The following is a 25549-nucleotide window of genomic DNA, read 5'->3' as shown; positions in this document are numbered from 1 at the left end:
TGTTTAATTAATGATTTTCTTACTAATTATTCTTCCGTCAGTTGAAGTTATTTTCACAATCAACACTTGGTTGACATTGTTTATTTTCACTGAAACTTCGCTTGCCTTAATTTTTTGGGCCGTTGCTAATAATCGACCGGCAAAATCGAAGACGTCAACCTGATCTAAAATAGTTCCTTTTGATTTTACCGTAAGGTTGCCCTCTTTTTTATAAAGCACGACGGAACTTGAATCGAAGACAGGATTATCAACCACCAAAGTGCCATTCTCATAAACAAGTTCGAAACGGGAATTAAAACTGCCCGCAGTCGTAGCGAAAGTATACGCACCTGTTTTTAAATTATGAATAGTCCCAACAACTTTGTCGTTAAGGTAAATATACTGAGCTCCTAAAAACAATCCGTCAACTTTATCAATAGCGATGGTATAAGATCCAGCAGTCAATGTTTTGAAGTTTAATGGGACCATATCTGAAGGTACAAATGGAGCACGTCCTTGAATGATATATTCAGAATTGTCTAGCCACGACGTAAGTGCTGTTGATCCGTCATTAAGATATTTTCCATCCGTACGATCTACGCCATTATCGGCAGAGGCCATATACGCGATCAACACCTGCCCAAATTCTCCGGCAGCATTGGTTACATTCAACCAAATGCGGCTGCGTTCATCCTGACCATTTTTAAAGAATTGATTAGCGTTGTTGTTCACTGTTCTCATCGCATTGCTAAACGATGCATTTCCAGAAGTTTCTCCCTTTTTTTGAATAATGAATCCCTGTCCTACCTGAATGGTGCCATTTGGAATTTCAGTTGGAGCGGAAGCAGATGCTGTACCGCCGGCAGTAGTATAAGTTGCATAGTAAGCACTTGCAGTGGGCACATTGTTACGTCTTCTCCAGAAATAAAGTGTTGACCCGATTTCTGCCGAATTTCCTTCTAAAAACTTTGTAGCATCAATCATGGAGGCATATGGATTTGAAATCATATTATATCCTTGACCTGCGGCGTCTAATGGTACAGTTACAGGTCCGTTGGTCGGAGTTCCCGTAAATGATCCAGTCCATGACGCAGCAAGCCCAGCTCCATAGCCGATATGATTATTACGCATTCTGATCTGGTAACCTTTTCCGGCGATAAAAGTGGACGACGGATTGATTACTTCGAAATAATCGTTTGAGCTGTTGTAAGTGTAAAAACGGGAATTTTGTGTATCAGGTGAAAAATTCTTTAACGTTTGTATTCCAGTAACTGGTGATCCCCACATGGTATAATCCAGTCTGAACAGTTTTGAACTTTCTCTCTCAACCGTAACGTCTCCGTAATTTTTCTCATCAGTTTTTTGAACGAGATTTGTATTGCTCTCTAAAGTGAAGGTGCCATTATCAACGATTAATGCACCATCAATAATAACGTCATAACCCGCTGGGATAGTAACATCAGAATCGATTACGGTTAAACTGCAAGCGATTATATCCGTTTCCTCTCTATAAGGTCCATCGATAACTGCGGCTGTTGTACTGTTTGGAATTCCATTGCTCCATACTCCATCAGCCCAAATAGTGGTTTTTGTATTAATTTCAATTGCAGTAGTGAAAACATCGGAACAAGATCCGTTATCAATTGCGGCTCTAAAATAAGTAAGTCCCGTAATTTGACCCGCTTCAGCACCACTTAATTCAGTAGTTGAATTGGCAATTCGACGAGGATTTAAAAACATAGGTTCATCAGAACGTTGCCAGTACTTAACACCTGCTGAATTTCCTGTAAGAGTAATTGTTGGGTTATAAGCAAAACAAACAGTCTGAGTTCCGGAAAGAGTTCCTGCTGTAGCATTAGCCTCGGTAGTAATTGTTTTTGTGGCGGTGGTTTTTCTTCCATTCGCATCAATTACAGTTACTGTATAAACTTTCTCTCCAATGAATTCTGCAGGACTTAGAGTTGATTCCGTTCCTAAGTCGACTCCTAATTCATCAGACCATTTATAGCGATACTGCATGTCGCCGCCAGTAACTACAGCAGATAATTTTAACGGTTCATCCTGACAAGTATTTTCACCACCGGTTATTTCTGCTGTAAAATCACCTCCTTTAATTCCGGTGAAGACAGATACTTGTCCTTCTGCTAAAGATGCTCCAGTTGCAGTCAAAGTCAATGCGTCCAAAGGAGAAAAGCGTATCCACGGATTAATTACTGCATTAAAAACTCCTGTCAACTGTGCTGCAACCATCGTGATTGGAGGAGATAATAGCTCTGCAAGTACATATTTTGTGGTGATTTCCGCAATAGCATTAGAGATTCCAGTTTGTTTCACATTCCAATAGCGACTAATATAGTTTTGTGAACTATAATTGTTGGGATGAATAGCGTCTACAACAGAAACTCCAACAAATGAATTCGCTGCAAAAGACCCAGAAGTCATGTTTACTGAGATTGGGCTATATGCCGGATTACTTGTTAATTCACCTATTGGGAAGAAGTAAGATCCACCGGCTGCAAATGGTCTTTTTACAAAACCACCTCCATCGGCAACAATCATTCTATTTACATCAAATGGCGCTCCAGCAACTGCTATGATTCCAAGTGTTAAATCATTTGACCCAATAACCAGTCTGCCGTTTGTCAGTGTAAGAGTACCATTAACTTCAATACTTTTTCGCAAAGTAATGGCTCCCGAGGGTTTGTCAACTACTAAATTATTTAACTTGATTGTCGCACTTCCACCAATCGCCTGTTCTACATCACCTGTGAAATTAACGGTTTTTCCTGTGAAAGTAACTGGCTGATTTAATTCTAAATTTCCTCTAACGTTTAAGTCGGTCGGAAAATTAGTGTTAGTTCCTGAAATTGTTAAGTTATAATATCCGTTTTTTGGATTTCCGCCTGCTATTGGGATTGTCTGATTATTCCCGCTAAACTCAATAGTATTCGGACTCACAGCTACTGACATGGTTCCATTATTCACAAATGCTCCCTTAATCTTCATCATATTACCTTCTAATGCACGTATATTAGCATCAGCACTAATCGTTAGATTATTAAAGGTTGTACTTCCTGCTATAGTTGCCTGCGCATTGTTGAAAATTACTGTACCTGTTTCAGAATTAAATACGCCTGCATTCTGCCAGGCACCCGAACCACCATGTACGGTCAATGTGGAGCCACTTGGTGTGTTTACTATTCCGCCTGCTTCAATCGAAATAGATTCTACGGCAGAAATATCATTGATAATCGGTGATATGCCTGCGCTAGAGGTTACATTTGGAATAATTATCTTTTTCGCAAACGACGGATTATCGTTTGGAGTCCAATTTTTACTTGCAAGCCAATCGGTACTTTCAGAACCATTCCAAGTTAAGACGGCAGCCTCCGTTTGATCTAATGTTATAAATACCTTGCCGAATGTATTTTCAAAATACGAACCGATATCAGCATTTGTAAGTTCTACCCAATTGTCATTAACATTATTATTAGAACGTCCTTGTTCAAAAGTAGGTACTGTTTCAATTGCTTTATTAGCCCAAAACACCAATCTTGATTCTACATTATTATTTAACTCATTATCTAGATAATGTTGACGTATTATTGCTTTTGTATCAACAGCGCCATCCTGTATAACATCAAATTGACGTTTAATTGCACCAGCACGCCAAGTTGGTACTGTACCAATTGTTAATTTTGCACTTAAAGACTTGGGTAGCACTCCCGTAGGATTGAACAATATTGATGAATCTGGATGCCCAAAAGTGTACCGTTTATTTGCAACTAATTGGTAGTTTCGTTGTATAATTCCAGTAACATCACCTAATCCTGTATTTGTTGCATCAGGACCCATCGTTAAAATATAAGGATCTGTCATCGATAAACTACCTGCGGTATCACTTGGGTTTGCCGAAGGTAAATCGAGAATGCCATTAACAATTACGTTAGCATTGGCAATTGTGCCGCCTGTTGAGGACAAAGTAAGATTTTTGTAGGTGCCAGCCACAAGCTTTTGAGCTTCAGTTATTGCATTCAAATGAAGAATACCTGTTCCTTCCCAAATTTTATCCTTCGGGAAAGGAGTTGCTGTTGTATTTTGTGTTAAAACAGTTCCATCAATTGTAATGGTCGAAAGAGATCCACTAAGTTGATTTTTTCCTAGGTCCAAAATCTGATCTTGACCGATTGTCAATATTTTCCTAACTACAAAATCATTCGCAATTAAAACTTTCTTAGCAGCTGCACTGGCAAAAGGAATTGAAAAGTCATTAATTAAATTGGTTGTTCCAGGTGTAGTCTGATCAAAACTTAAGGTTTTATCTGCAATGCCGGTAACGATAATAGCAGAATTATCGCCGCCACGAAGTCCCTCAGAAATTGTATTGGTCACTGTGCCTCCTATTGTTAGCGTTCTTCCATTGAGTATAAGTTTTCCAGCGGTAAATTTCAAATCACCATTGACCTTTGTAGCTTTGGAAAGCTTGGTGTTTCCATGGACTGAAAAGTTTTCAGCAATCCCCTCAAATTCTGCAAAGTTGCTTGTTGGATTTGCAGATAAACTGATATCATCTAAGGCAAATTCATCGAAAGCATTTCCAGGCACGACTTCATCGCCGCTCCATTTCAGATAGTAAAATCCATTTGCTGGAATGTTAAGTCCTGTAATTGTTGCTACGCGGTAACTGGCTTTCCAAGATGGAGAGACGTCTGCTGTTGCGGGAGAAATAACGTCTAATTCTGATATTCCTCCAAATGTTGCATTATCTGCCGAATGGCTGAAATTAAAACTGCTGGAAGTCGGCTTATCATTGTAAATATGCACTTTGTACCCTAAACTTATAGAAGTGATGGGCGCTGAAGTTTGATTTTGAAAACGCAAAGTGACCGTTCCAGGAGTGAAATCTTTGTCCGTCGGTTGAATTCCGAGGGCTGAGTTATTTGGTGAAGTATTAAAGGCATAGAGACCTCCAGTAGTCGCGTTGCCCGTAGAAATTCCACGGCCAAAACCGGGATTGGTATTGATTCCTCCAAAAGTAATCGCACCGTCTTCAAAACCATCAACTGCCCAAGAATTGGAGTTCAGTTGACCTGATATGGGTGCAGGAGCAATTCCGTTTCCTTGGAATTGGTTAACGTTAACACCAGGTACCGTGGCGTCAAAGGTGATCGTATTTAAAGTATTGGTGTTTGTAATTTGCCAACCTAAAGCAGCATTTAAGGTCAACTGACTGCTACTTAGCGGACTTGTTGTTAAATAATTTGCAGTTGGACCAGTTCCATTATATTCATAAACAGAAACATAATACGTGGTAGCTCCAGATAATCCTGTAACCGAAACGGCATTTGCAGTTCCTGCATAAACCACATAATTTCCTGTTCCTATTTGAGAGCCTGACCCAAAAATAGGATTTGCAGTATAAGCAGTTCCATCTACAGGAGCAGCATTAACAGCACTTCCAGAACGGATCACAACTATTCTATTAGCGCCATTTCCTTTTGTCCAATTGATATTGAAACTATTTGCCGTAATATTAGTAAACTTAAGTAGTGTTGATTGGGCAGTTGGTTCTATAGCTACAGTTGAAGAAATAGAAAATTCGTCAGCACCTATATCCGGTTTTGTAGTTCGTGCCTGACCATCTATATCTGTAGGAACGATAGTCAAAAGGTTTGCACCTGCATCCTTAAGTTGTGGATTTTCTGGCAGCAATTTTAAATGTAAATCTGCTAAATCGGTTGGGGAAACAAAAATTGGATTAACATTTTTTGAATTTGCATCTTTTCCTGTGGCAGTTCTCCAATTCTCTAAGGTAAGTCGGTCACTTCCAAAATACCCTGTCATTGGTGCATAGTAATTGTTATGATCAATATTTATAAAAGTTGCATCAGATCCTGCATAGATTGCATATGGCCCTTCTCCGTTATTCCCTTTAGACTTACTGGTGTTTAGAAATATATTATTTCTAACATCAAAACTACTACCCTTCTCAAAGTAGATGGCGGCTGATCTTCCTGGCTGTGGCGCATTTAGTGCTACGGTATTGTGGTAAATACGAGTTCCAACGCCATTAGTTATATAAATCCCATAGCCGGTTTGTGTTGTTGTACCAGGTGAGGCAATATCACCTACGAAGTTATTCGTAAGCAAAACTCCAGAAGATTCAGGAGCTAAATCCAAATAAAGAGCATAGATGGGTCCATTACCGATATTTTTAATATTAGAGATTTTGTTTTCTGAAATCTCTAGGTTGGTATGAAGACCTTTGATCCATATTGCTTGGCCAGAATACAGACCAGTAGTTTTAATGTCTTGGAGAGTATTTCCTTTAAAGGTCAAATTGGAGGAATTACTAATTATAATTCCCATAAAAGGATCGGCTGAAGTAGTATTTCCTACTCCTACAATATCATTATTTAAAATGTTGACATTTTTAACATTCGAAAAATCGAGGGGTGTGGAAGGTTTCTCATTGTCGAGTGTAGCTCCTATTTTATTGGATGAAAATAAGATATTACTACTTTGTAATGCAGATACAGAACTACTTCTAATGATCATACCTTGACGGACATTTATAAATTCGTTGTTCGAAATCGTTAATTTTAAATTCTGCGCTGTTGCTTCGGTTCCTCCTATTCCATTAGAACCGCCTCGGCTGTTACTTCCAGAAAAAATACCAGATAACTGCAGTCCACTATTATTGCGGTTGACCATCTGTAATTTTGTATTTAAAATACTGATGTTGGTGGCTGCATTTGTACCGTTTGAGGAGATCCAGACCGCAGTTCGCGCAGCGTAAGTTACATTATCATTATTTTTAATAGTAAGATCTCTTGAGTTCCCTTTTGTGCTGTTTGTACCATTAATGATAATATTATCTCCACCATCAATTTGTATAATTGCTGGTAAACCCGTAAAACCGTTAATATTGGTACCGGTAATTGTAACTGTTTTTCCAGTATTCGGCTTAATGGTCAATGTATTGGTGAGACCCGTTCCAACGAATTGGTTGATTTTAATTGGGAAGGTTTCACCTGTCGTATTGGTGTAAGCTACATCATTTAGCAAAAAAACAACAGGACCAGCAACACCAACGGTGTTGATTTTATTTACGGCATTAGTCAGCGTATTAAAAGGTGCCGGTTGACCTGTGCCAATAATATACGTGCCAGATAGAGGCGCGGCTAACGGGTCTTGCTGTGCGTAAGTGAGAAGAGGAAGGAAAATGAGGGCAAAATAAAGTAAAAATTTTTTCATGAGAGAGATTTAAAAGAAATAATTGTACATAATGAACAATCTTTGCTAGCGTCAGAATAGTAAATAATTATTCATTGTTGTAACCGACGTCTTGTTATAAAAAATTGAGAATATATAATTAAAATATACTATAAAATGGTATAGAAGGTGCAAATATAAGCCTTTTATACGAGTGTTATCAAAAGTAAGTAGTTTGAAATGCCTATATTTGCAAAAAGAATTTCACTTTGAGAAACCTATTTTTTATCATATTCATTTTAATTGGATCTTTACTTTCAGCGCAGCAGCTTCAGCACGATAATGTTTTTAGCGAGGAAGAACAAAAAGAATCTACTTCAGATCAACCAACAGGCGGGCCAGGCACAACTAACCCAGGCGGTGACTTTGAAGATGACGATGTAGAACTTCCTATTGACGGCTATATTCCTTTGCTTCTAATAACCGCTTTCGGAATCATCATCTATAAAACGCGTAAGAACCAAGATTTGCGATTTTGAACTATACCGCTTCAGAGGTTTAAATTCTACTTTGTTATTTGTACGGTATTTCTTTTAGAACAATTACCACTGGCAGGTCAATTCGATGATTAATTCTATTTTGCAATCGCGAAGCTATTTATATTCTATACAATAAATTTTTTTGCACCAGATTTCTAAATTTGAAATTAACATCAAAATATGGACGCACTATGAAATCTTAAATGATAGTGTTGCTCTTTCAAATCTACTCCGTACGCTGTTTATAAATCGTATCCTCGCAGAACTGCTGGATGACGATGCCGCAATTTTCAGCAGAAAAATAGCCAAATAAATTAAAAAAACTGTCTCAATACTTATCGAAACGGCTTTTTTGTTTAAACTTTGGACGAGTTCGATTTTTCTTACTGCTAGAAGGAAGAGGATTTTTGCAGTGAGTGAAAAGGTAAAGTGTTTTAGTGAAGGGTCCTATTTCTAATGTTCCTTTGCATTATTGTTCTTATTGCAAAATTCAAAATTACAGACTGTGCTTTATTATTTCTCTTTTACAACAATTTATGCGCTTTGTGAATATTTATCATGGCACTCGTATGTTTAAGGATATAGAAATCATAACTATATGTTATTCGTAATTTTATATGTGATGATTAATTTGAATTTTATTCAAAATTTTCTTTGTATTTAACATAATATTGTTTTAATGAGAGTTTTTTACGATGTTGTATTAAATTTTATCTTTTAATGTCAAGTTATTTTATAAATACGATATTTAATTTAAGGTGTAATATACCTTGTAATCTTGCTGATTTGGTAAAATTTCTCTTTTGGTTTTTAGTCAATCCTTTGATATGATCGGTTACTTGCGACAGGCTTCCAATGGTTTCGAACTGAATTACGATGCCCCACTAATGGTTTTAGGTTCAGATGCATTTTACTCTATACTCGATGATCATAAATTAGCGATTCAGGGTAAAGCTTCTTTTATTAATACAGATGTGGTTGCTCTTGGCAGTGGTCAATACGAAGCTGGAACCTACACCATCAGTCTTGGTGTCAAAGAAGGCATCTTCGCCAAAGGTCAAAAAATCTATTTAAAAGACAATGAAAGCAACACGGTGACGGATCTGACGCAAGGTGACTATGCGTTTGCCGCAAATCAAGGATTAACTTAAGGACGATTTGAAATTATTTATCAACCGGAAGTAGTGTTGAGCAACGGCAGCTCTATTAAGAGTAACCTGATTATTTATAGAGATGGAAACGACTTTGTACTTAAATCTAATTCCAAAATCATCACTGGTTTAGAGGTATATGATGCTTCAGGCAGACTATTGATTCAATTGAAACCGAATCAGAAAGAAACCCGGATCGACGCCAGTGCTTTCGTTAACGGAACCTATGTTTTAAGAATTGATCAAGAGGGAACCTTAGTCACCAAAAAAATAATCAAGTAATACCGTAGAATATTTAAATTAAATAGGAAAAAGCCAGGCGATTGTCTGGCTTTTTCTGTGAAGCATGTGGTGAATTTCTAAAATTAAAAACCAGAAAGACCGTTATGAGGTTTTAGAGAAATTTAAAGTTCTGAATCATTGTATGTTTTTTTTAGCTTGCAAATTGTGCACTAATGATAAGATTTGTTGAATTTTTTTTATAGAAAACTTTTAGTTTTCAGAAGGGTATTTGCTTTCCTTTAATATATGCTCTTTTCGAAATTGCGGATTTCACCCTTTTCAAAATAGGTGTAATGTACTAACTAGAAACTACGTCTTTTATATACATTTGGATTTGAAAACCAAATGATTATGAAAACAATCTCTATTTTTACCAAAGGCGCACTTTTGATTTTTTCATTAATGACCTCCCTTTTTTTTGCTCAATTACTGACTCAGAATTTTGACTCGTCAACTGACGTCAATAGTTATGTAAATGTTACTTCGCCCAGCAACGGGCAATTCAATGCGATTGGTTCTACTGGTGCAGGAACCGTGGTATCAATTACCGACAATCATTTGAGGTTTACCAGAAGTGAAACAAATACGGGTTCTTACTCCCGAACAAGGAATTTTGCGCCTACGCCGACCAGTTTAATCTACCGATTTGATGTTGCCGTTTCAGGAAATACGAGCCCAACAACTACAGCAGCAAGTTGGCAGGTTGGTACTGGCTTCGGATTAGGTAATAGTTCTGAAGACATTGCTAAGACGCATTCCCGTTTAGGTTTAAATATAGGATCTACGCCAGGAACATTTTCCTTGCGAGATATAGCTTCAGAAACCAACTCCGCCACCTTCTCAGGAATGCAAACCGTGACTTGGTATATTAATAATTCTGGTAACTCTTTATCATATACCGCTCCAGATGCAAGTACTCAGACTGTGATGAATGATACTTTTGATGTTTGGATTGGGAGCGTTCAAGTTTTTAATGATTTAGCAGTTTCCACTTCGGGCATAGCCCTAAATAATTTAAAATTTGTTTTTTCGGTCGGCACTGCGACAATCGACATTGATAATATTCACATCAATCCTTTCCCTACCAATTTGCCCACTTTATCCACAAGCGGAATTGACTCTCTTTCCGGATTTAGCTACAGTGAAGATTTCGGACCTTCTTCCTCACAGTACTTTACTTTAGCTGCTACCAATCTTACTCATGCGTCAGGCAGTATAGCAGTTTCTTCACCGCCGAATTACGAAATTTCAACCGATAATTTTTCATTTACTTCTTCCGTTTTATCTATTCCTTATTCCTCGGGTTCTATACCTGAAACACCAGTGACCAAAATTTATGTCCGGTTGAAAGCGGGCTTGTTAGCCAATAATTATAATGAGTCTGTTACAATTTCAGGTGGTGGTGCAAACTCCTTTAACGTATTATGTAGCGGCCTAGTCACCAAACCAACAATTGTCTTAGGAACTCTTACTGCAAATGCAATGAATTATCCCGTCGGAACAGGACCTTCAGTATCTGCAAATGCCACAGTCAGCGGTACTAATCTAACTGGTAATATTACTATTATTTCCAGTGAGAACTCAATTTGGGAAATTTCTAAAGATAATTCGACTTGGGGAAATTCTATTTCATATGTTCCTATCGGAGGTAATGTAAACTCCAACGCAAATAAGATTTACGTCAGATTAAAAGTAGGTCTTGCAATTGGGCTTTATGCTGGAACTTTGACCGCTTCTTCTCCTAATGCCGACCATAAAATACTTTCGTTGACTGGTGAAGTTTTGAAACCTTTAATTAAAATCAATTCAATTGAACAAAACATTAGCTTTTCGGGGTTTACTTATGATTATGCACAAGGTCCTTCTACTACACAAAATTTCCGAGTTGATGGAAGTAATCTTATCGGAGATATCATCGTAACGTCTTCTGGCAATTGGGAGATTGCTACCAACGGTACTTATAGCGGATCTCTTAATCCTAACTTAAGCCAGGTTACTTTTGTTAAAAATTCATTCAATAGTGTTACGAATAAAAGGATATACATTAGATTAAAAAACGACTTGCAAGTCGGAACGTACGCTGGAACTATCAGTGTTACTTCACCTTATGCGGTCACCAGAACCATAACAGTATCTGGCGAGGTTTTTCCCGCAAAAGTAGAAATGAAAGTAATGGGTGGCACAAATAAAATTAACGATGGAAGTATTAATCCTTTGTATTTAAATAGAACGCTGTTCTCTGCACAAAATTTAGGAGACTCCCAAATTAAAACATACACCATTTCCAATATCGGTGGAGCTTCTTTAATATTAAGTGATTTTAGTTTGACAGGTTTAAATCCCGTTGATTTCTCCTTCGTGAATCCACCGATTCCCGGCACCGAGTTGCTCCAAAACGAATCAGTAGCCTTTTCAATAAAGTTTGCGCCTACAACCATCGGTTTTAAAAAGGCAACAGTGGTTATCGCCAATAATGATCCTTTAAAAAATCCGTTCGATTTTGCCATTGGTGGTAATGCTAATTTTTGTGGGGCTTCGGATGAGTTTATTATTGCTCAGCAGGGATTCGAAGAAATTCCACAATATTCGGAGTTAACCTATATGGTAACAAGCACGGGAACTCAAGGCCCAGAAACAGGTTTTTCAACTGGCACAAGTGGTTCTGGAGATAATCCTAAATCCAATGTCCTATATTCTGAGGGAGAAAGAGGATATCGAATTCAAGGCGGCGCTATTAGTGTTCCACAAATTCCTACTTCGGTGACGTTCAATTTTAATGCTGCCGATATTTCCGTCTATTCCCAAGTAAGTCTCTTTTTTAACATCGCTGCTTTTTCTTTAGGGTCCAAAACAGATGGCATGGATGATTTTGACATTGATGGTATTTCTACTATTATTGACGACGACAAAATCGACTATGTTCTCGTAGAAATTAGTCCTGATAACGGAGTCACCTGGTTTGCTCAGGCTAAAATTGTTTCCGATGAAGAGAATCTTGCTTGGGGATTTAATACTAGCACCTCAGAAACTGGGTCGCGAGACTATGTGGCGGATAATAATTTAACTTATTTTAAATCAGTATCAGGAAATCCTTATCATGATATCTTTATAAACAATTTACCAGCAGTTACTCAACTCAAAGTCAGAATCACTGCCCAAAATAATACTCCGACTGAATCGTGGATTATCGATAATATTCAATTACTAAGCACGGGCATCGTTCCTAAAGTCTGGATTGGGTCGACGTGGTCGCCTTCGGCACCAATAAAGTCTGATAAAATTATCCTAAATGGAAATTACGATACGGCTTCTGGCGGAAGTTTGCAGGCGTGTCAATGTGAAAATAATGGAACCATCACCATTGCTTCAAATGACCACTTAATCGTCTCCGATCAGTTGATTAATAGTGGAACTATTACGGTAGAAAACGACGGCAATTTTGTACAAATTCACGAAGTCGATACTAATGCGGGTAGCGGTGACTTTATTGTAAAGAGAAATTCTAACCTAAAACGTCTGGATTACACCTACTGGGCTTCACCCGTTTCGGGACAAAATTTGAAAGCTTTTTCAACGGGTACTTTAAACAATCGTTTCTATACGTATAATGAAGGTACCAACTTATTTGATGCGATTGATCCCATAACACGTAATTTTGGAGACAGCCAAACTGGGTTTGAAAGTTTTGCCAAAGGGTACGCTATTCGAGCCTTTAATACTTATCCAGTTGGTCCGCCTGCTCCGATGCAAATTTTCAACGGTATTTTTAAAGGAGTTCCAAACAACGGACTTGTGACCTTTCCATTGGTTTATCAATCTGTTCCAACAGGTAATGGTTATAATTTAATTGGAAATCCTTATCCCTCCAACATTGATTTTTACCAATTGGTCGATACTAATAAAGCGCTGATTGACAAGACTGCTTATTTTTGGACCAACTTGAATCCTAATCCCGCAATGCAGGGAAATAATTATCCGAATGGGGGATATTATAACAATTATGCGATCCTGAATGGTACTGGTGGGATTCCAGCTACTTTAGGCGGAAGTTCCACAATCAGTTCGATCCCAACCAATATTATTAAAATAGGGCAGGGCTTTATAGTGAAAGCAAAACAGACTGGCACTTTAAGTTTCAACAATGCGATCCGCACCAAATCGCTCAATTCGGTCTTTTTTAATAAAGGTGATTCTCCAGAATCTACAGTAGATCGGTATTGGTTAAAATTAACGAGTCCACTTGACGTTACTACAACTGCCTTAATCGGATATATTGACGGAGCTACTGATGATTATGATGCGGATTACGATGCTGACCTCTTCGGACTCGGCGCCGATGCTTTATTTACAGTCTTGGCCGATAGAAAGTTGGGCATTCAAGGAAAATCAATTCCCTTCGGTATGAATGATATTGTTAAAGTTGGTACCAATCATTACGAGACGGGAACTTATGTATTTAGTCTGGGTGAAATGGAAGGTGTTTTTGCGAATGGACAATCTATTTATCTCAAAGATCATGAAACAGGAATTATCACCAAGCTTTCGGAAAGTCCTTATTCTTTTACGGCGAATCAAGGCTTAACTGCGGGTCGATTTGAAATAGCTTATCAGGATGAAACGGTCTTGGGAACAAATGTATTGACAAAAGAAAATATAATCGTTTATCGGGACGGCGCTGAGTTTGTCGTTAAATCTTCTACAAGCAACATTACTGACATCGATCTATTTGATTCTTCTGGTCGATTGATTATCACTTTAAAATCTAACAGAAAAGAAGTTCGGATTGATTCCAGCAACTTTGTTCACGGCGTCTATATTTTGAGAATTGGGCAAGAAGGATCAATAATAACAAAAAAAATCATGAAATAATGTAGGGGGAGCTTGTTCTATTTTATCATCAAAAAAGCAAACCCCAAAAGTCCAAATCAGTGATTGAGTTTTCAGAAGAGTAGGGTGTAGGTGCTTGCTTATTTCAGGTAATACTTCAGGAATGCTCACTCAATTGTAATTGAAAAAAGCCAAACATATGTTCGGCTTTTTTCGATTATAAAATATTTTACGTTCTATCTGATAATTTTCCGAGTCGTCACTTTTCCGTTTTGATAAATTTTCAAAACATAAACACTGTTGATCAAGGCTTGTCCCTCAATTCTGACTTCGGTTTGATTCGGGTTTAGTTTGATCATCAATCGACCAGACGTATCGTATACTTCAACCTCGGATATTTTCTTACTGGCTGATTTTATGATGAAATCGGTACCATCTCGATACACCATCAATTCATCTTTATTGGAACTGCCAGTTCCGAGCACGATATCATTTTCATAGATGATTTCAAATCGACCTTCCGTTAAACCTTCCACGGCAGCAAAAGTATAATTGCCTGCTGAAAGATTCGTGACGGTATTGGTTTTCTTGTCTTTCAAGTAGATGTTTTGTCCGTTGGCAAAAATACCTTCCGCTTTCTGGAGTGAGATGACATGATCTCCAGCAACATAATGATTGGTTCCGAGCGCTACGACATCATTCGTATTCAAAGGATATTGTCGGCCTTGAATTCCTAATTTACGATCCTCCAATACAGAGAAAAACGAATCGGAGCCTACACTCATCAATGGAGCATCGTAACTGTATTCAAATCCATTTGTTGCCGTAGGAACATAACCAACAAGCATGGTGGTCGAATACTGATTAGGCGTTGTTAAACGTAACCAAAACCGATCTTTTTCTTCCTCTTGTTTTTTATCAAAGAATATACTCTCTCCCGCATTTCTGATGCTATTTTTAAAAACCAGATTTTGATTCTTACCAGCTTCTTTAGCTTTTACAATGAAACCTTGACCAACTTTAGCTGTGGTTGTAGGCTCTTCAGTGCCAACTTCTTCTGTTTCTGGATTTCCGGGGGCAGCAATAGATCCTAAACCATTTAAAATCGCATAGTTATTTTGAGTATATCCTGAACCTGCTGCTGTTACATTAGCACTGACATTGGTCCAGAAATAAGCTAATTGATCAATTACTGCTGCATTTTGTGAAAATAAACTATTATCACCTTTTAATTTAATATTTGATGCATAAGGATTTCCTACTAAATTATAACCATTTCCATCTTTTTTAAGATTGAAATTCACGACGCCATTATTTGGCTTACCAACAAACTGGCCTGGCCAGGCTGTGGAGGTCGTTGCATTTTGATTATTTTTCGCTCGGATGGCATATCCTTTCGCTGGAGAAAAAACCTTAGTAGCAGGATTATCCGTCGGTCCCTCTGCTGGAAAAATAGCCTTGAAGTAATCATCCGACTCATCATAAGCTAAAAATCGAGTAATAATTGTCCCAGGGGAGAAGGCTCTAAGATTTTGATCTGCTACCGGCGATGACCAGTAGACATAATCCAAACGCTTTATCGTCGCTTCCCGTTGAACGGTAAACGTAGGTAGGGAATTCAGTAACGGGTTCGTTCTATACTCACCAGTATCGCTTACCTGAACAAGGTTGGCATCACTTTCAACAATGATATCTCCATAATTGATGATGTCATTTTGAACGGTCATAGGGGAATCTTTTTTAATGGTTAAAGTAAAGCCTTCGTTAACCCTGAAATTACAAATGGTAAGTCCGCCCGCTGAGGTTTCATAGTTTGCAGCAAAAATAACAGAACTCGATGGAGTTGGGGCATTGTTAGTCCATGCTGTCCCATTCCAAGTAGTACTATTAGTAGCAATTGCAACAACGTCTGAAACTACCTGACCACAAGGACCATTTTGAACTACTGCTCTGAAATAGATCGGAGCATCTATAATCCCAATTTCTCTATTGGTTAAAGTGCTCGTTGTATTACCAATATTGAGGGTCGTTTCTTCAGTGAAATCAATAGTTGTAGAACGTTGCCAGTATAATACTTCTCCTAGTTTGCCACTTAATTCTAAGGTCGTTGAACAACTGACTGGATTGGTAATGGTGACCGTTCCACCCACACTTGGAGCAAAAACTTCTACCGGACCTACAACTTCTGTTGCTTCAAACCCATTGGCATCTCGTACAGTTACCGTGTAATTGATTGTTCCGACTACATCTGTTGGTACACTAACTACATTTTCATTCGGCAATGCATGAGACCAAATATAGGTAAAAGGTGCATCACCACCGTCTGTTACGGCTTCCAGAAAGGCTTGTGATCCTTGACAGAATCCTCCATACCCATAAATTTCAACACTAAACTCACCTCCTTTAATTCCCGTGAACACGGAGTTCTCTCCGCTCGGTAAAAGCGTATTTTTTGCTACTAAGGTATTAGTTGCTAAAGGTGCAAATTTCTTCCAAGGATTGGTGACTGCATTGAAAGTTCCCTGCAATTGACCCGCTGCCAGGCTAGATTCATCACCAACAAGATCAGTGGGCACATAGGTTCCGGTGATGGTTGCAACCGCATTGCTAATTCCTGTTTGAGATACATTCCAGTAGCGTTTAAGATGGTGGTCTGTACTAGCGTTGGCAGGATGTTTCTCATCCGATACCGACACTGCTACTAAACCATCTGCAAAAGTCCCTGAAGTGATGTTCACCGTAATTGGGCTGTAATCAAGAGTATTCTTATCATCACCAATTGGAAAAAGGTATGCTTCTTTAGTTTTAAAAGTACGACGTACAGAACCAGTACCATCAGCAATAATCATGTGATTCGTATCAAAGTTTCCTACGACTGGAGTTTGGCCTAAAGTTAGCGTCCGGTTTTTAATATCAATATTTCCAGATTGCAAATTCAAGGTACCACTTATGGTTATATTTGAGCCAAGAATGACTGAACCCGAATCTTTATTAACGACTAAATTATTAAAATCGATTACTGTTCCGCTAATTGTCTGCGGTGTAATACCTGTCAAATTAATCGTTGTGCCTGAAAAGTCTACCCGTTTTAAAATTTCTAAATTTCCTATAACATTTAAGTTAGATGGAAATACTGCTCCAGTACCTAACACAGCATTTCCTATTATTAAATGATGGTAGCCACCAAATGCTAATCCACCTGGGGTTGGAATGTTTTGGTTCGTTCCGATAAACTGGATTGTATTTGGAGTTAGCGCTGTGAACATCGTTCCATTGTTAACAAACGCTCCCGCAATACTCATGAAGTTTCCGTCCAATGCCCGAAGCCCTGCTCCAGAAAAAATCGTTAAGTCATTAAATGTCGTTGAACCAGAAATTGTTGCATCGATATTTTTAAAAATCACATTACTCGTACTTGGATTAAACTTTCCACTTCCATAATTTTGCCAAGCACCAGCTCCACCAATCATAATTAACTCCGCGTCAACTGGAGAATTTAAAATTCCGCCATCTTCTATCACCAAACTACCTAATTCTCCTGTGAGGTTTAGAATGGGTTGATGTGGTAATCCTGTCACATTTGGAATAATTACTTTGGTAAGTGCTGAAGGAGTACCAAGCGGCGTCCAGTTTTCCGAAGTAGTCCATGAATTACTTACCGAACCATTCCAAGTTAAGACAGTCGCTTCCGTTTCATCAAGCGTAATGAAAACCTTTCCTGGTTCACTTTGAAAATACAAACTCACATCCGCATTGGTAATTTCTACCCAGTTGTCCGTACTATCATTATTAGATTTTCCTTGCTCAAAAGTAGTTACGGGATCAGTTGTTGTTTTATGACCCCAGTTGACTAATCTGTTTTCTGCATTTCCGTTCAATTCTGAATCCAAGTAATGCTGCCGAATGATTGCTTTAGTACCTGAAGCACCGGTTTGCATAACATCATAGAACCTTTTTATTGCTCCAGGACGCCAAGTTGGTGCATTACCAATCGTTAATATTGCACTCATTGTGCTTGGCAGAGTTCCAGCAGGAGCAAAAGTAATTGAAGCATTGGGATGACCAAAAGTGTAGAGTTTATTAAATACAAAGGAGTTTCTCGTCACACGTCCTGTTACCTCACCAATTCCACTATTTACAGCATCAGCCTCCATTGTTAAAGTATGTGTAGACATATCTAAACTGCCTTTGGTTGCACTTGCATTTGTATTGGGCAAATGCAATTGTCCTCTTACCGTAATGTTTCCTCTTGCAGTTGATCCCTTTTTAGGTGATACGGTCAAGTTATTATATGTCCCTGAAACTATAGTTTGACTTGCATTTGCTGCGGGATTATTGTAATGTACTTCCCCAGTACTTCCCCAGTCTTTATTTGATGGAAGAGGATTAATAGTGGTGTTCCGTGTAGTTATTGTTCCATTATTTTCAATGGTGCTTAAATTTCCCATTAATTTTACATCCTTCGGAAAGTTAAGTGTTTGCAGTCCGTCTATATGGAGAAGGTTACTTACTAATAGATCATCTTGTATTATGACGGTATTAGCAGTAGTACCAAGCAAACTTAAAGATTGTAATCCATTTGTTGTTCCCGGTGTTCCTTGATTAAAACTTAAGGATGGATTATTATTCCCTCTAATAATAATCTTACTCATCAAACCACCAGACAGGCCGCCTGCACTTGTGTTGGTTACATTAGATGCAATCGTAAGAGTATTGTTATTTATAAATAATTTACCACCATTAAAAATAAGTTCGGTTTTAACTGTTAAATCTCCTGATGCTTCTTCTGGTAGATTTCTTGGTAAACGCGCATTTCCCTGTAGTACAAAATCTTCTGCAATACCAGCGAAAGATGCAAATGTTGAGGTCGGATTTGCAATGACTTCAATATCATCAATGGCAAATTCATCTTGTGCAGCGCTGCCTGCAGTTGATGATCCGTTCCAGCGGATGTAATAGTACTCACCTGGAGCAACACTCAATTCTGAAATAGTAGCAACTCGGTATGACGCTTTCCAGTCTGGATTAAGATCTGGTGTCGCTGGCGAATTGACCTCCAAGGATGTTATTGTCGTAAATGCTCCGTTTTCAGTTGTCGAAGTGCTAAACTCAATTTTGGTCGCGCTCGCCTGATCGTTATAAACGTACACTTTGTACCCAATATTAACGCTGGTCATTGGAACGGCAGTTTTATTTTGAACTTTTAAAGTAATAGTTCCTGAGTTAAAATCTGCGCCGCCTGGATGTATTCCTAAAGCGTAGTTCTCTGAAGAGGTTCCAATATTGAAACCGTAAATTCCACTTGCCGGGGTATTACCCATTGAACTTCCCATTTCATAACTGGTGCCTGCAACACTGTTTTCGCCGAACCCTAAGTCTCCTGCAGCAAATCCTGTAAAAGCCCAAGAATCAGAATCCAGTTGGCCTGGCTGTACGTCTTGCCTAATACCTTCTCCTTTAAATGCCTCCGAATTGACACCATCTACGGTTTGATCAAAATCAATTTTGTAAGAGGTATCCACCGCATTGACTTGCAATCCGGAAGGGGAAATTTTAGTGGTTGTACTGGCTGGCGTGCCTGGCGTTAAATAATTTTCAACTTCATCTGCGCCATTGAATTCGATCACCGAAACATGGTAGACAGTATCTGGTTCCAAACCTTTCAAAGAAACTGAAGTTCCAGTTCCTTTGTAAACGACATAGTTTTCAGCTCCTAAATTGGAGCCTATTTTATAAACCGCATTTCCTTCGTACGTCGTCCCATTCGCAGGATCAACGTTGACGGCAGTTGCTTTTTTCACCACTACCAAACGCTGACTTCCATTTCCGTTGGTCCAGTTGATTTTGAAGGTGGTTGACGTAATATCAGAAAATTTAATATCGGTTGCTCTTGTAGTTGGTTTTAACGCAAATACTTTACCAGATACGGTAACGAATTTAGTCGCTGCTCCAGCAGAAGCATGAGAGATAGTTCCGCCATAAACTCCGGCAAGTGCGTTTGCTTTTAATCTCGCCTGCAAAGTTAGTGGCTGCCCTGTTAATCCTCCACCCGTATTTGGCAAGGTTAAAACATCTGACCAGACCGAGCCATTGCTGGAAAGTTCAAAATTTGCCGGGGCAGTAACGGTGGCACCTGCGGTAAGATTATCACCACGCAGGGTATATGTTTTGGCTGTAGAAGCCGTCCCTTGAACGGTCTCCATTGGATCTAAAGTGGTGTTTGGCAGCGTTAATATTGGTTGCCCAGATGGAATGGTGGTAAAGATTTGCTCGTTGGAAATCGCTGTCTTCGTCTTTACTGTTACGGTTGCAGTGCCTGAAACCGCAATATCTGCTGCGGTAATCGTAGCGTTTATTTGTGTTGGCGAAACGTAAGTTGTAGTTCGTTCTTGTCCATTCCAATTTACTTTACTGGATCCGGAGAAGTTTTTTCCCGTTACGGTCATCGTAAAACCAGCAGTGGCTGCAGTTTTCGAACTGGGCGTGATGGAAGTAATTTCCGGTAACGCAATGCTAACTTCAACGTTATCAATAAATGCATCATTACTTGTATTTCCACCATTCCAAAAACCTCCCGTAAGAGTTAATGGTCTGTTGGTATAACTATCAGTGTGAGTTCCTTGCGCTTTGAGAGGTAATACTTCTGAAGGATTTTTAAAATTGCTTGTACTTGCATTTGAGGTATTAGCATCTACTCTTGCAAATAATTTCCATTCTTCAGTTTGAGGATTGTATTCAACACGCACACTCATAAATGAATACCCAACTTTAGCCGGTCCAGTGCTTTGAGATGACAGGATCGTAGTAGCAGTACTCATTCCATTAGTATATCTTACCAAACGCAATGATTCATTTCCCGAATTGCCTCCAATTTGAATTGCATATCCTTGCCCGACTGCATTTGTTGTACCAAGAGTTCCCGCCAATAGGTAAGCAACTCCATATTGATCATTTCCAATTCCAAAACCCCTAGGAGTCGGATGACTTTGTCTAATATTCAAGGTCCACGATACGATTCCCGCATTTTGATTTAGGGTAGTTTTGTAAGTCGGATCATAAGAAGTGGGATCAGCCGGATTGTTGACAGTAGATGTGCTCGCTAGAACCCAGCCGTTTTGAACTCCATTTCTAAGACCATTATTGGTAATAGTCATAACACCAACGTGAATTCTAGCTGAATAACCACCATTTCCAGACGAGGTAACTGCCCACTTTGAAGCTCCGATGCTCTGACCTCCTTTAGTGAAGTTTTCTCCGAAAGAAGTATTAAAATTGTCTGAAAATACCGTTTTTTGGGCGCTTACCTCACCTGACGTTACGATGAAAACGAGGCAGAGAAATAAAGCGATCTTCGAATGTAAATATTTGATCATAATAAGAGATATAATTATAAGAATTTTTCCAATTCTTATGCAAAGTTAGCTATTAAAAAATAAATTATGTTAAATTCATGCTAGAATAGCGCTGGTCTTGGCTTAAAAATATTTTTTAGGCATTTGATTTAATGATTGTTATCTTCTTTCTGAAGTTATGAGGTTCACCTGTTTTCAACTAAATTGGTTTTATATTATTACTATGTGTTAAATATAATATTTTATAGTATTTTTTACTTTTGTTAAAAAAAGTTGATCAATAAACGAAAATTACTACCTGATAGAATCAATAAACAGCGCAATAGCTTGTAATGACACCTGCATCATCGCAATAATTAAAGATTTTAAATGATTGTTATCATGTGACTTCTAATTCGTAAAGTTCATTCTCCAGAATTTTAGAATCAGGTCAATTTTGAATATAAAGTGACATCATATCTGAAACCATCTAAATCGCTCGGAAGCTATCAATGATTTATATTTAAGAATAAATAAAAGTAGTTAGAATGAGATTTTGTCTCAGCATCTCTATTTTTTTTACGCATTTAGAAAAGAGGGCGTCATACTATCGAAAAACAGATTATTATGCATGTCCTTAGTTTTTTAGACAGTGTTTGCGTTTTAATATTGTTTAATCTGCAATTTTATGCGCGATTATTTGAATATAAGTTAGTGTAAAATGATTTATTAATAAATTATTCATTATAATTTTGCTATGTTTGTGTCTAATATGATACATATGATACATCGCAGAACTATGAAATCATTTTTCAAATTTATAACGGTCACCTTATTATTTATTGGCCAATGTGCTCTAGGACAGACAGACTATTTTACAGATGGTAACTTTACCGCAAATCCGGTGTGGGCAGGCAATAATTCTAACGATAATTACGCAGTTTTAAATACTTCACCGTATGCAACTGGTGGCGCCACAACAGACGGTTATTATTTAGCATCAAACTCCTCAAAACAAAATGCTAGTTTAACTACAGCATCTACTGAAGTTAATGAATGGAGGTTCTCCATAGGCTCACCCGCATTTACTCTTTCATCAAATGATTTTTATGGAATTATTTTAATGTCTAATAACCAAGATACCATTGATGGGAGTAATGGGAAAGGTTATTATTTAAGATTTGGATCAGCAAGTCAAACTCATCAAATCGAACTTTGGAAAAAGGATGGAAATTCCAACTATGGCGCTAAGGTTGGAACATTTCCCGATAGTCCAATTACTGACGCAAACGCTTTATTAGCTGGTTTAAATATCAGAGTAACAAGAAGTAATACGGGTGTATTTGAATTATTTTATTCTACTGGTTTTACTTTCAGCGCTACGCCTACGACTTCAGCGGGTACAGTAACTGACTCCGGAGCCTTAATCAAAGCTTCCGCGTATTTTGGTCTATTTCAATTTTTTAACAACGCTTCCGATACAAGAAGAGTGTTTCTGGATAATGTAGTGTTGGGAACTTCAGCATCCGCAGTTCCACCAGTCGCCACAGCGGCTACTAATATAACGACTAATTCATTTACGGCAAACTGGAATGCAGTGCCTGGCGCAACAAGCTACAAGTTAGACGTGAGTACATCGCCTTTTTTCACGGCGCTCAATTCTTTAGCAGAATGGACTTTCCCTACAGATGGAAGGATTCTTACTCCTGATTCTGGTAAAGCAAGCTCTTTAAATCTAAATCAAGAATTATCAACAGATGGGAGTACATCCATTTCAGATGTAGCAGGTTTCAAAACAAGAGCAGCAACAAGAACTAAGTGGCAGTATTCAGGTAATGATAAATACTGGCAGATCACTATTAATTCGATGGGATTTAGCAATCCACTTCTTATATCGTCCATTCAGCGTTCCTCTAATACGGGACCACGAGATTTCCAAATGCAATATAAGATTGGGACCACTGGTTCTTGGGTTGATATTGGCACGGTACAAGTCGCGAACAATTGGACTTCAGGAAGATCAAATGTTATGTTACCAGAAGTTTGCAATAATCAACCCTTAGTTTTAGTCCGATGGAAAGTTGCTTCAAATAAGGCTGTTAATAATTCTGACATCGCGTCGGGTGGTACCAGTAGAATTGATAACATCCTCGTCACTACTGCAGCAGTAAGTAATTCTTTTGTTGCAGGATATGATAACAAAGATGTAGGGAATATCGGAACTTATGAAGTAATTGGGTTACTACCGGAAACAACCTATTATTATAGAGTAAGAGCAGTTTCTAATAATGGGACCTCCGCAAATTCCAATGGAATTACAGTAGTTACAAAGTTTGATACTACCACATGGGACGATAAAGCTTGGGATAATGGCTTACCCACTCCTGATTTGCATGCGGTTATTTCTGAAGATTTCAACACGAAGCCATCTGATAAACTCATTTCGAAAAGCCTGACTATTGATAATACTCAAACGCTAACCATTACTGCTGGATCTAGTTTTACGACGGGTAACTTTATCAATAATGGAAATTTAGTGGTACAGAGTGAGGCGAATTTTGTTCAGACACCAACAAGTGTCAATTCTGGAACCGGTAGTTCATCAGTTTTCCGCGATTCAAATATCAAACGCTTGGAATACGTTTATTGGTCTTCTTCCGTTCAAAATCAAAAGCTTATTGATTTTTCTCCGAAAACTGTTTTAACTAGATTCTTAACGTATAATGAAGGAACTGATAAATTCACTTCGGTAAATGATATTGCTAACGCTACTTTTATTCCTGCGAAAGGTTATGCCATACGAGCACCTAATAATTTCAGCAATACTTTGGCATCGGCATGGCCTGGAATATTTACAGGCACATTAAATAACGGTATTAATAATTTTCTGCTAAAGTATCAGTCTGGAATAACAACACCAACAGAAGGTCCTGGTGCTGGTTATAATTTGGTAGGAAATCCCTACGCCTCAAATATAAACCTAGAGGGAAGCCCTGGACTGTTTGAAAAAAATAAGACAGTTATTGCATCAATCGCCTATTTCTGGAATAACCGAGTGGCTAATGTAGGAGAAATGGGACAGAATTACACAGGCGAAAATTATGCGGTATATAATAAAGCTGGTGGAACTCCTGCCTCTGGGAGTACGATTAAACCTACGGGTATTGTAAAAGTCGGACAGGGTTTTATCGTAAAAGCTTTACCCGCAGGAAAAGATAAAAATTTAGTCTTTGATAATGCTAATAGGAGTGCTGCTACGACTGATATTTTCTACGATCGTCAGTTAGAGCAACCTAAAGATCGTTTTTGGATTCAGTTAACGACGCCTTCCCAAGATTTTAACACGATGCTCATTGCATATGCTCCAGATGCCACTGATCATTTTGAACTCGATTATGATGCTCCTCTACTAGGGTTGAGCTCGGACGCTCTTTTTTCTAATTTAGATGATCATCGATTAAGCATTCAGGGAAGAAAGTATCCTTTAAATCCGAACGATGTGGTTGAGGTAGGAAGTAATCATTTTTTAGCTGGGGAATATAAACTATCTCTTCAAGAAGCAGAAGGTATTTTTGCAGACCAACAAAATATTTATTTAAAAGACAAACAAACGGGAGCTTTCATCAACTTGTCGGCCAGTGCTTATTCTTTTAGCGTCAGTGAAGGAGTAACAGAAGGACGATTTGAATTGGTGTACCAACCAGAAAGCGTTTTAGGAACTGGCACTGGGGCAAAAGAGAATTTGATTTTTTACCATGCGGGCAATGATTTTGTTTTAAAATCTTCCCAGAATATTTCAGGTGTTGAAGTTTATGATAGTTCGGGAAGATTGATGAGCAAGGTGCAACCCAATCAAAAAGAGGTTCGACTTGACGCCTCCAAACTCTTGACTGGCATGTATATTTTAAAAATTACCCAAGCTGGAAAAGTTGTCTCAAAAAAGATTAGAAAATAAAATTCCTAATCTATAAACAGTACGCGAAGTGGTGCGAATTCCTAGTAAGGGAGCGAAACTGAAATAGGAAACTGGTTTTGATGGCTCAAAAGGCGGTTGTAAATATAGACTTGAAATAATACGGATTATTCTTAGAGTAATTTTCATTAAATAATTTGTGAAGGAATTGCCTTTTGTATTTTCGAACCTGAAAGTAAGGTTGCCTGCGAACCTGGCGCAAATATTTCCGTAAGTCACCAGTGTTGCTATTTATTGTTTCGATTCTTATTT

At 38.3% G+C, this 25549-nt stretch carries 7 protein-coding genes; 5 read left to right on the top strand and 2 right to left on the bottom strand.

Features of this window, described 5'->3' with window-relative positions:
- Positions 1-3: 3 nt before the first annotated feature.
- Positions 4-7236 carry a RemA C-terminal-like gliding motility protein gene (locus BMX49_RS13225; protein ID WP_034719355.1) on the bottom strand — a complete coding sequence of 2411 codons (7233 nt, stop codon included), beginning with the start codon at positions 7234-7236 and terminating at the stop codon, positions 4-6.
- Positions 7237-7463: 227 nt separating this feature from the next.
- On the opposite strand from BMX49_RS13225, the gene BMX49_RS13220 reads away from it, so the two are divergent.
- From BMX49_RS13220 to BMX49_RS13205, 4 genes are all read left to right on the top strand, one after another.
- Positions 7464-7733, top strand: a complete 270-nt coding sequence (locus BMX49_RS13220) for a hypothetical protein (protein ID WP_034719356.1) — start codon at positions 7464-7466, stop codon at positions 7731-7733.
- An 827-nt stretch (positions 7734-8560) separates the two neighbouring features.
- On the top strand, positions 8561-8884 hold the full coding sequence (locus tag BMX49_RS13215) for a DUF8693 domain-containing protein (RefSeq protein ID WP_034719358.1): 324 nt from the start codon (positions 8561-8563) through the stop codon (positions 8882-8884).
- A 36-nt stretch (positions 8885-8920) separates the two neighbouring features.
- Positions 8921-9166, top strand: coding sequence for a T9SS type A sorting domain-containing protein (locus tag BMX49_RS13210; protein ID WP_034719360.1), 246 nt, complete (start codon positions 8921-8923; stop codon positions 9164-9166).
- Between the two features lie 351 nt (positions 9167-9517).
- Positions 9518-14035 carry a RemA C-terminal-like gliding motility protein gene (locus BMX49_RS13205; protein WP_034719362.1) on the top strand — a complete coding sequence of 1506 codons (4518 nt, stop codon included), beginning with the start codon at positions 9518-9520 and terminating at the stop codon, positions 14033-14035.
- 194 nt (positions 14036-14229) lie between these two features.
- Here BMX49_RS13205 and BMX49_RS13200 read toward each other — a convergent pair whose 3' ends face one another.
- Entirely contained in the window at positions 14230-21366 is a 7137-nt protein-coding gene (locus BMX49_RS13200; RefSeq protein WP_034719364.1) for a RemA C-terminal-like gliding motility protein, read from the bottom strand.
- A 757-nt stretch (positions 21367-22123) separates the two neighbouring features.
- Here BMX49_RS13200 and BMX49_RS13195 point away from each other — a divergent pair.
- The gene (locus BMX49_RS13195) at positions 22124-25279 is read left to right on the top strand and encodes a RemA C-terminal-like gliding motility protein (protein ID WP_034719366.1); all 3156 of its coding nucleotides are present in this window, start codon (positions 22124-22126) and stop codon (positions 25277-25279) included.
- Positions 25280-25549 lie beyond the last annotated feature (270 nt).

Source organism: Kaistella antarctica, assembly GCF_900109615.1.
Lineage (GTDB): Bacteria > Bacteroidota > Bacteroidia > Flavobacteriales > Weeksellaceae > Kaistella > Kaistella antarctica.
Note: the sequence above shows the minus strand (reverse complement) of the source record. Positions and strands in the feature narration are given on the sequence as shown.

Bases quoted from the DNA above. Each gene is read 5' to 3' on its own strand.
- BMX49_RS13195 (WP_034719366.1), top strand. From the start codon at position 22,124: ATGAAATCATTTTTCAAATTTATAACGGTCACCTTATTATTTATTGGC.
- BMX49_RS13200 (WP_034719364.1), bottom strand. From the start codon at position 21,366: ATGATCAAATATTTACATTCGAAGATCGCTTTATTTCTCTGCCTCGTT.
- BMX49_RS13215 (WP_034719358.1), top strand. From the start codon at position 8,561: ATGATCGGTTACTTGCGACAGGCTTCCAATGGTTTCGAACTGAATTAC.
- BMX49_RS13225 (WP_034719355.1), bottom strand. From the start codon at position 7,236: ATGAAAAAATTTTTACTTTATTTTGCCCTCATTTTCCTTCCTCTTCTC.
- BMX49_RS13205 (WP_034719362.1), top strand. From the start codon at position 9,518: ATGAAAACAATCTCTATTTTTACCAAAGGCGCACTTTTGATTTTTTCA.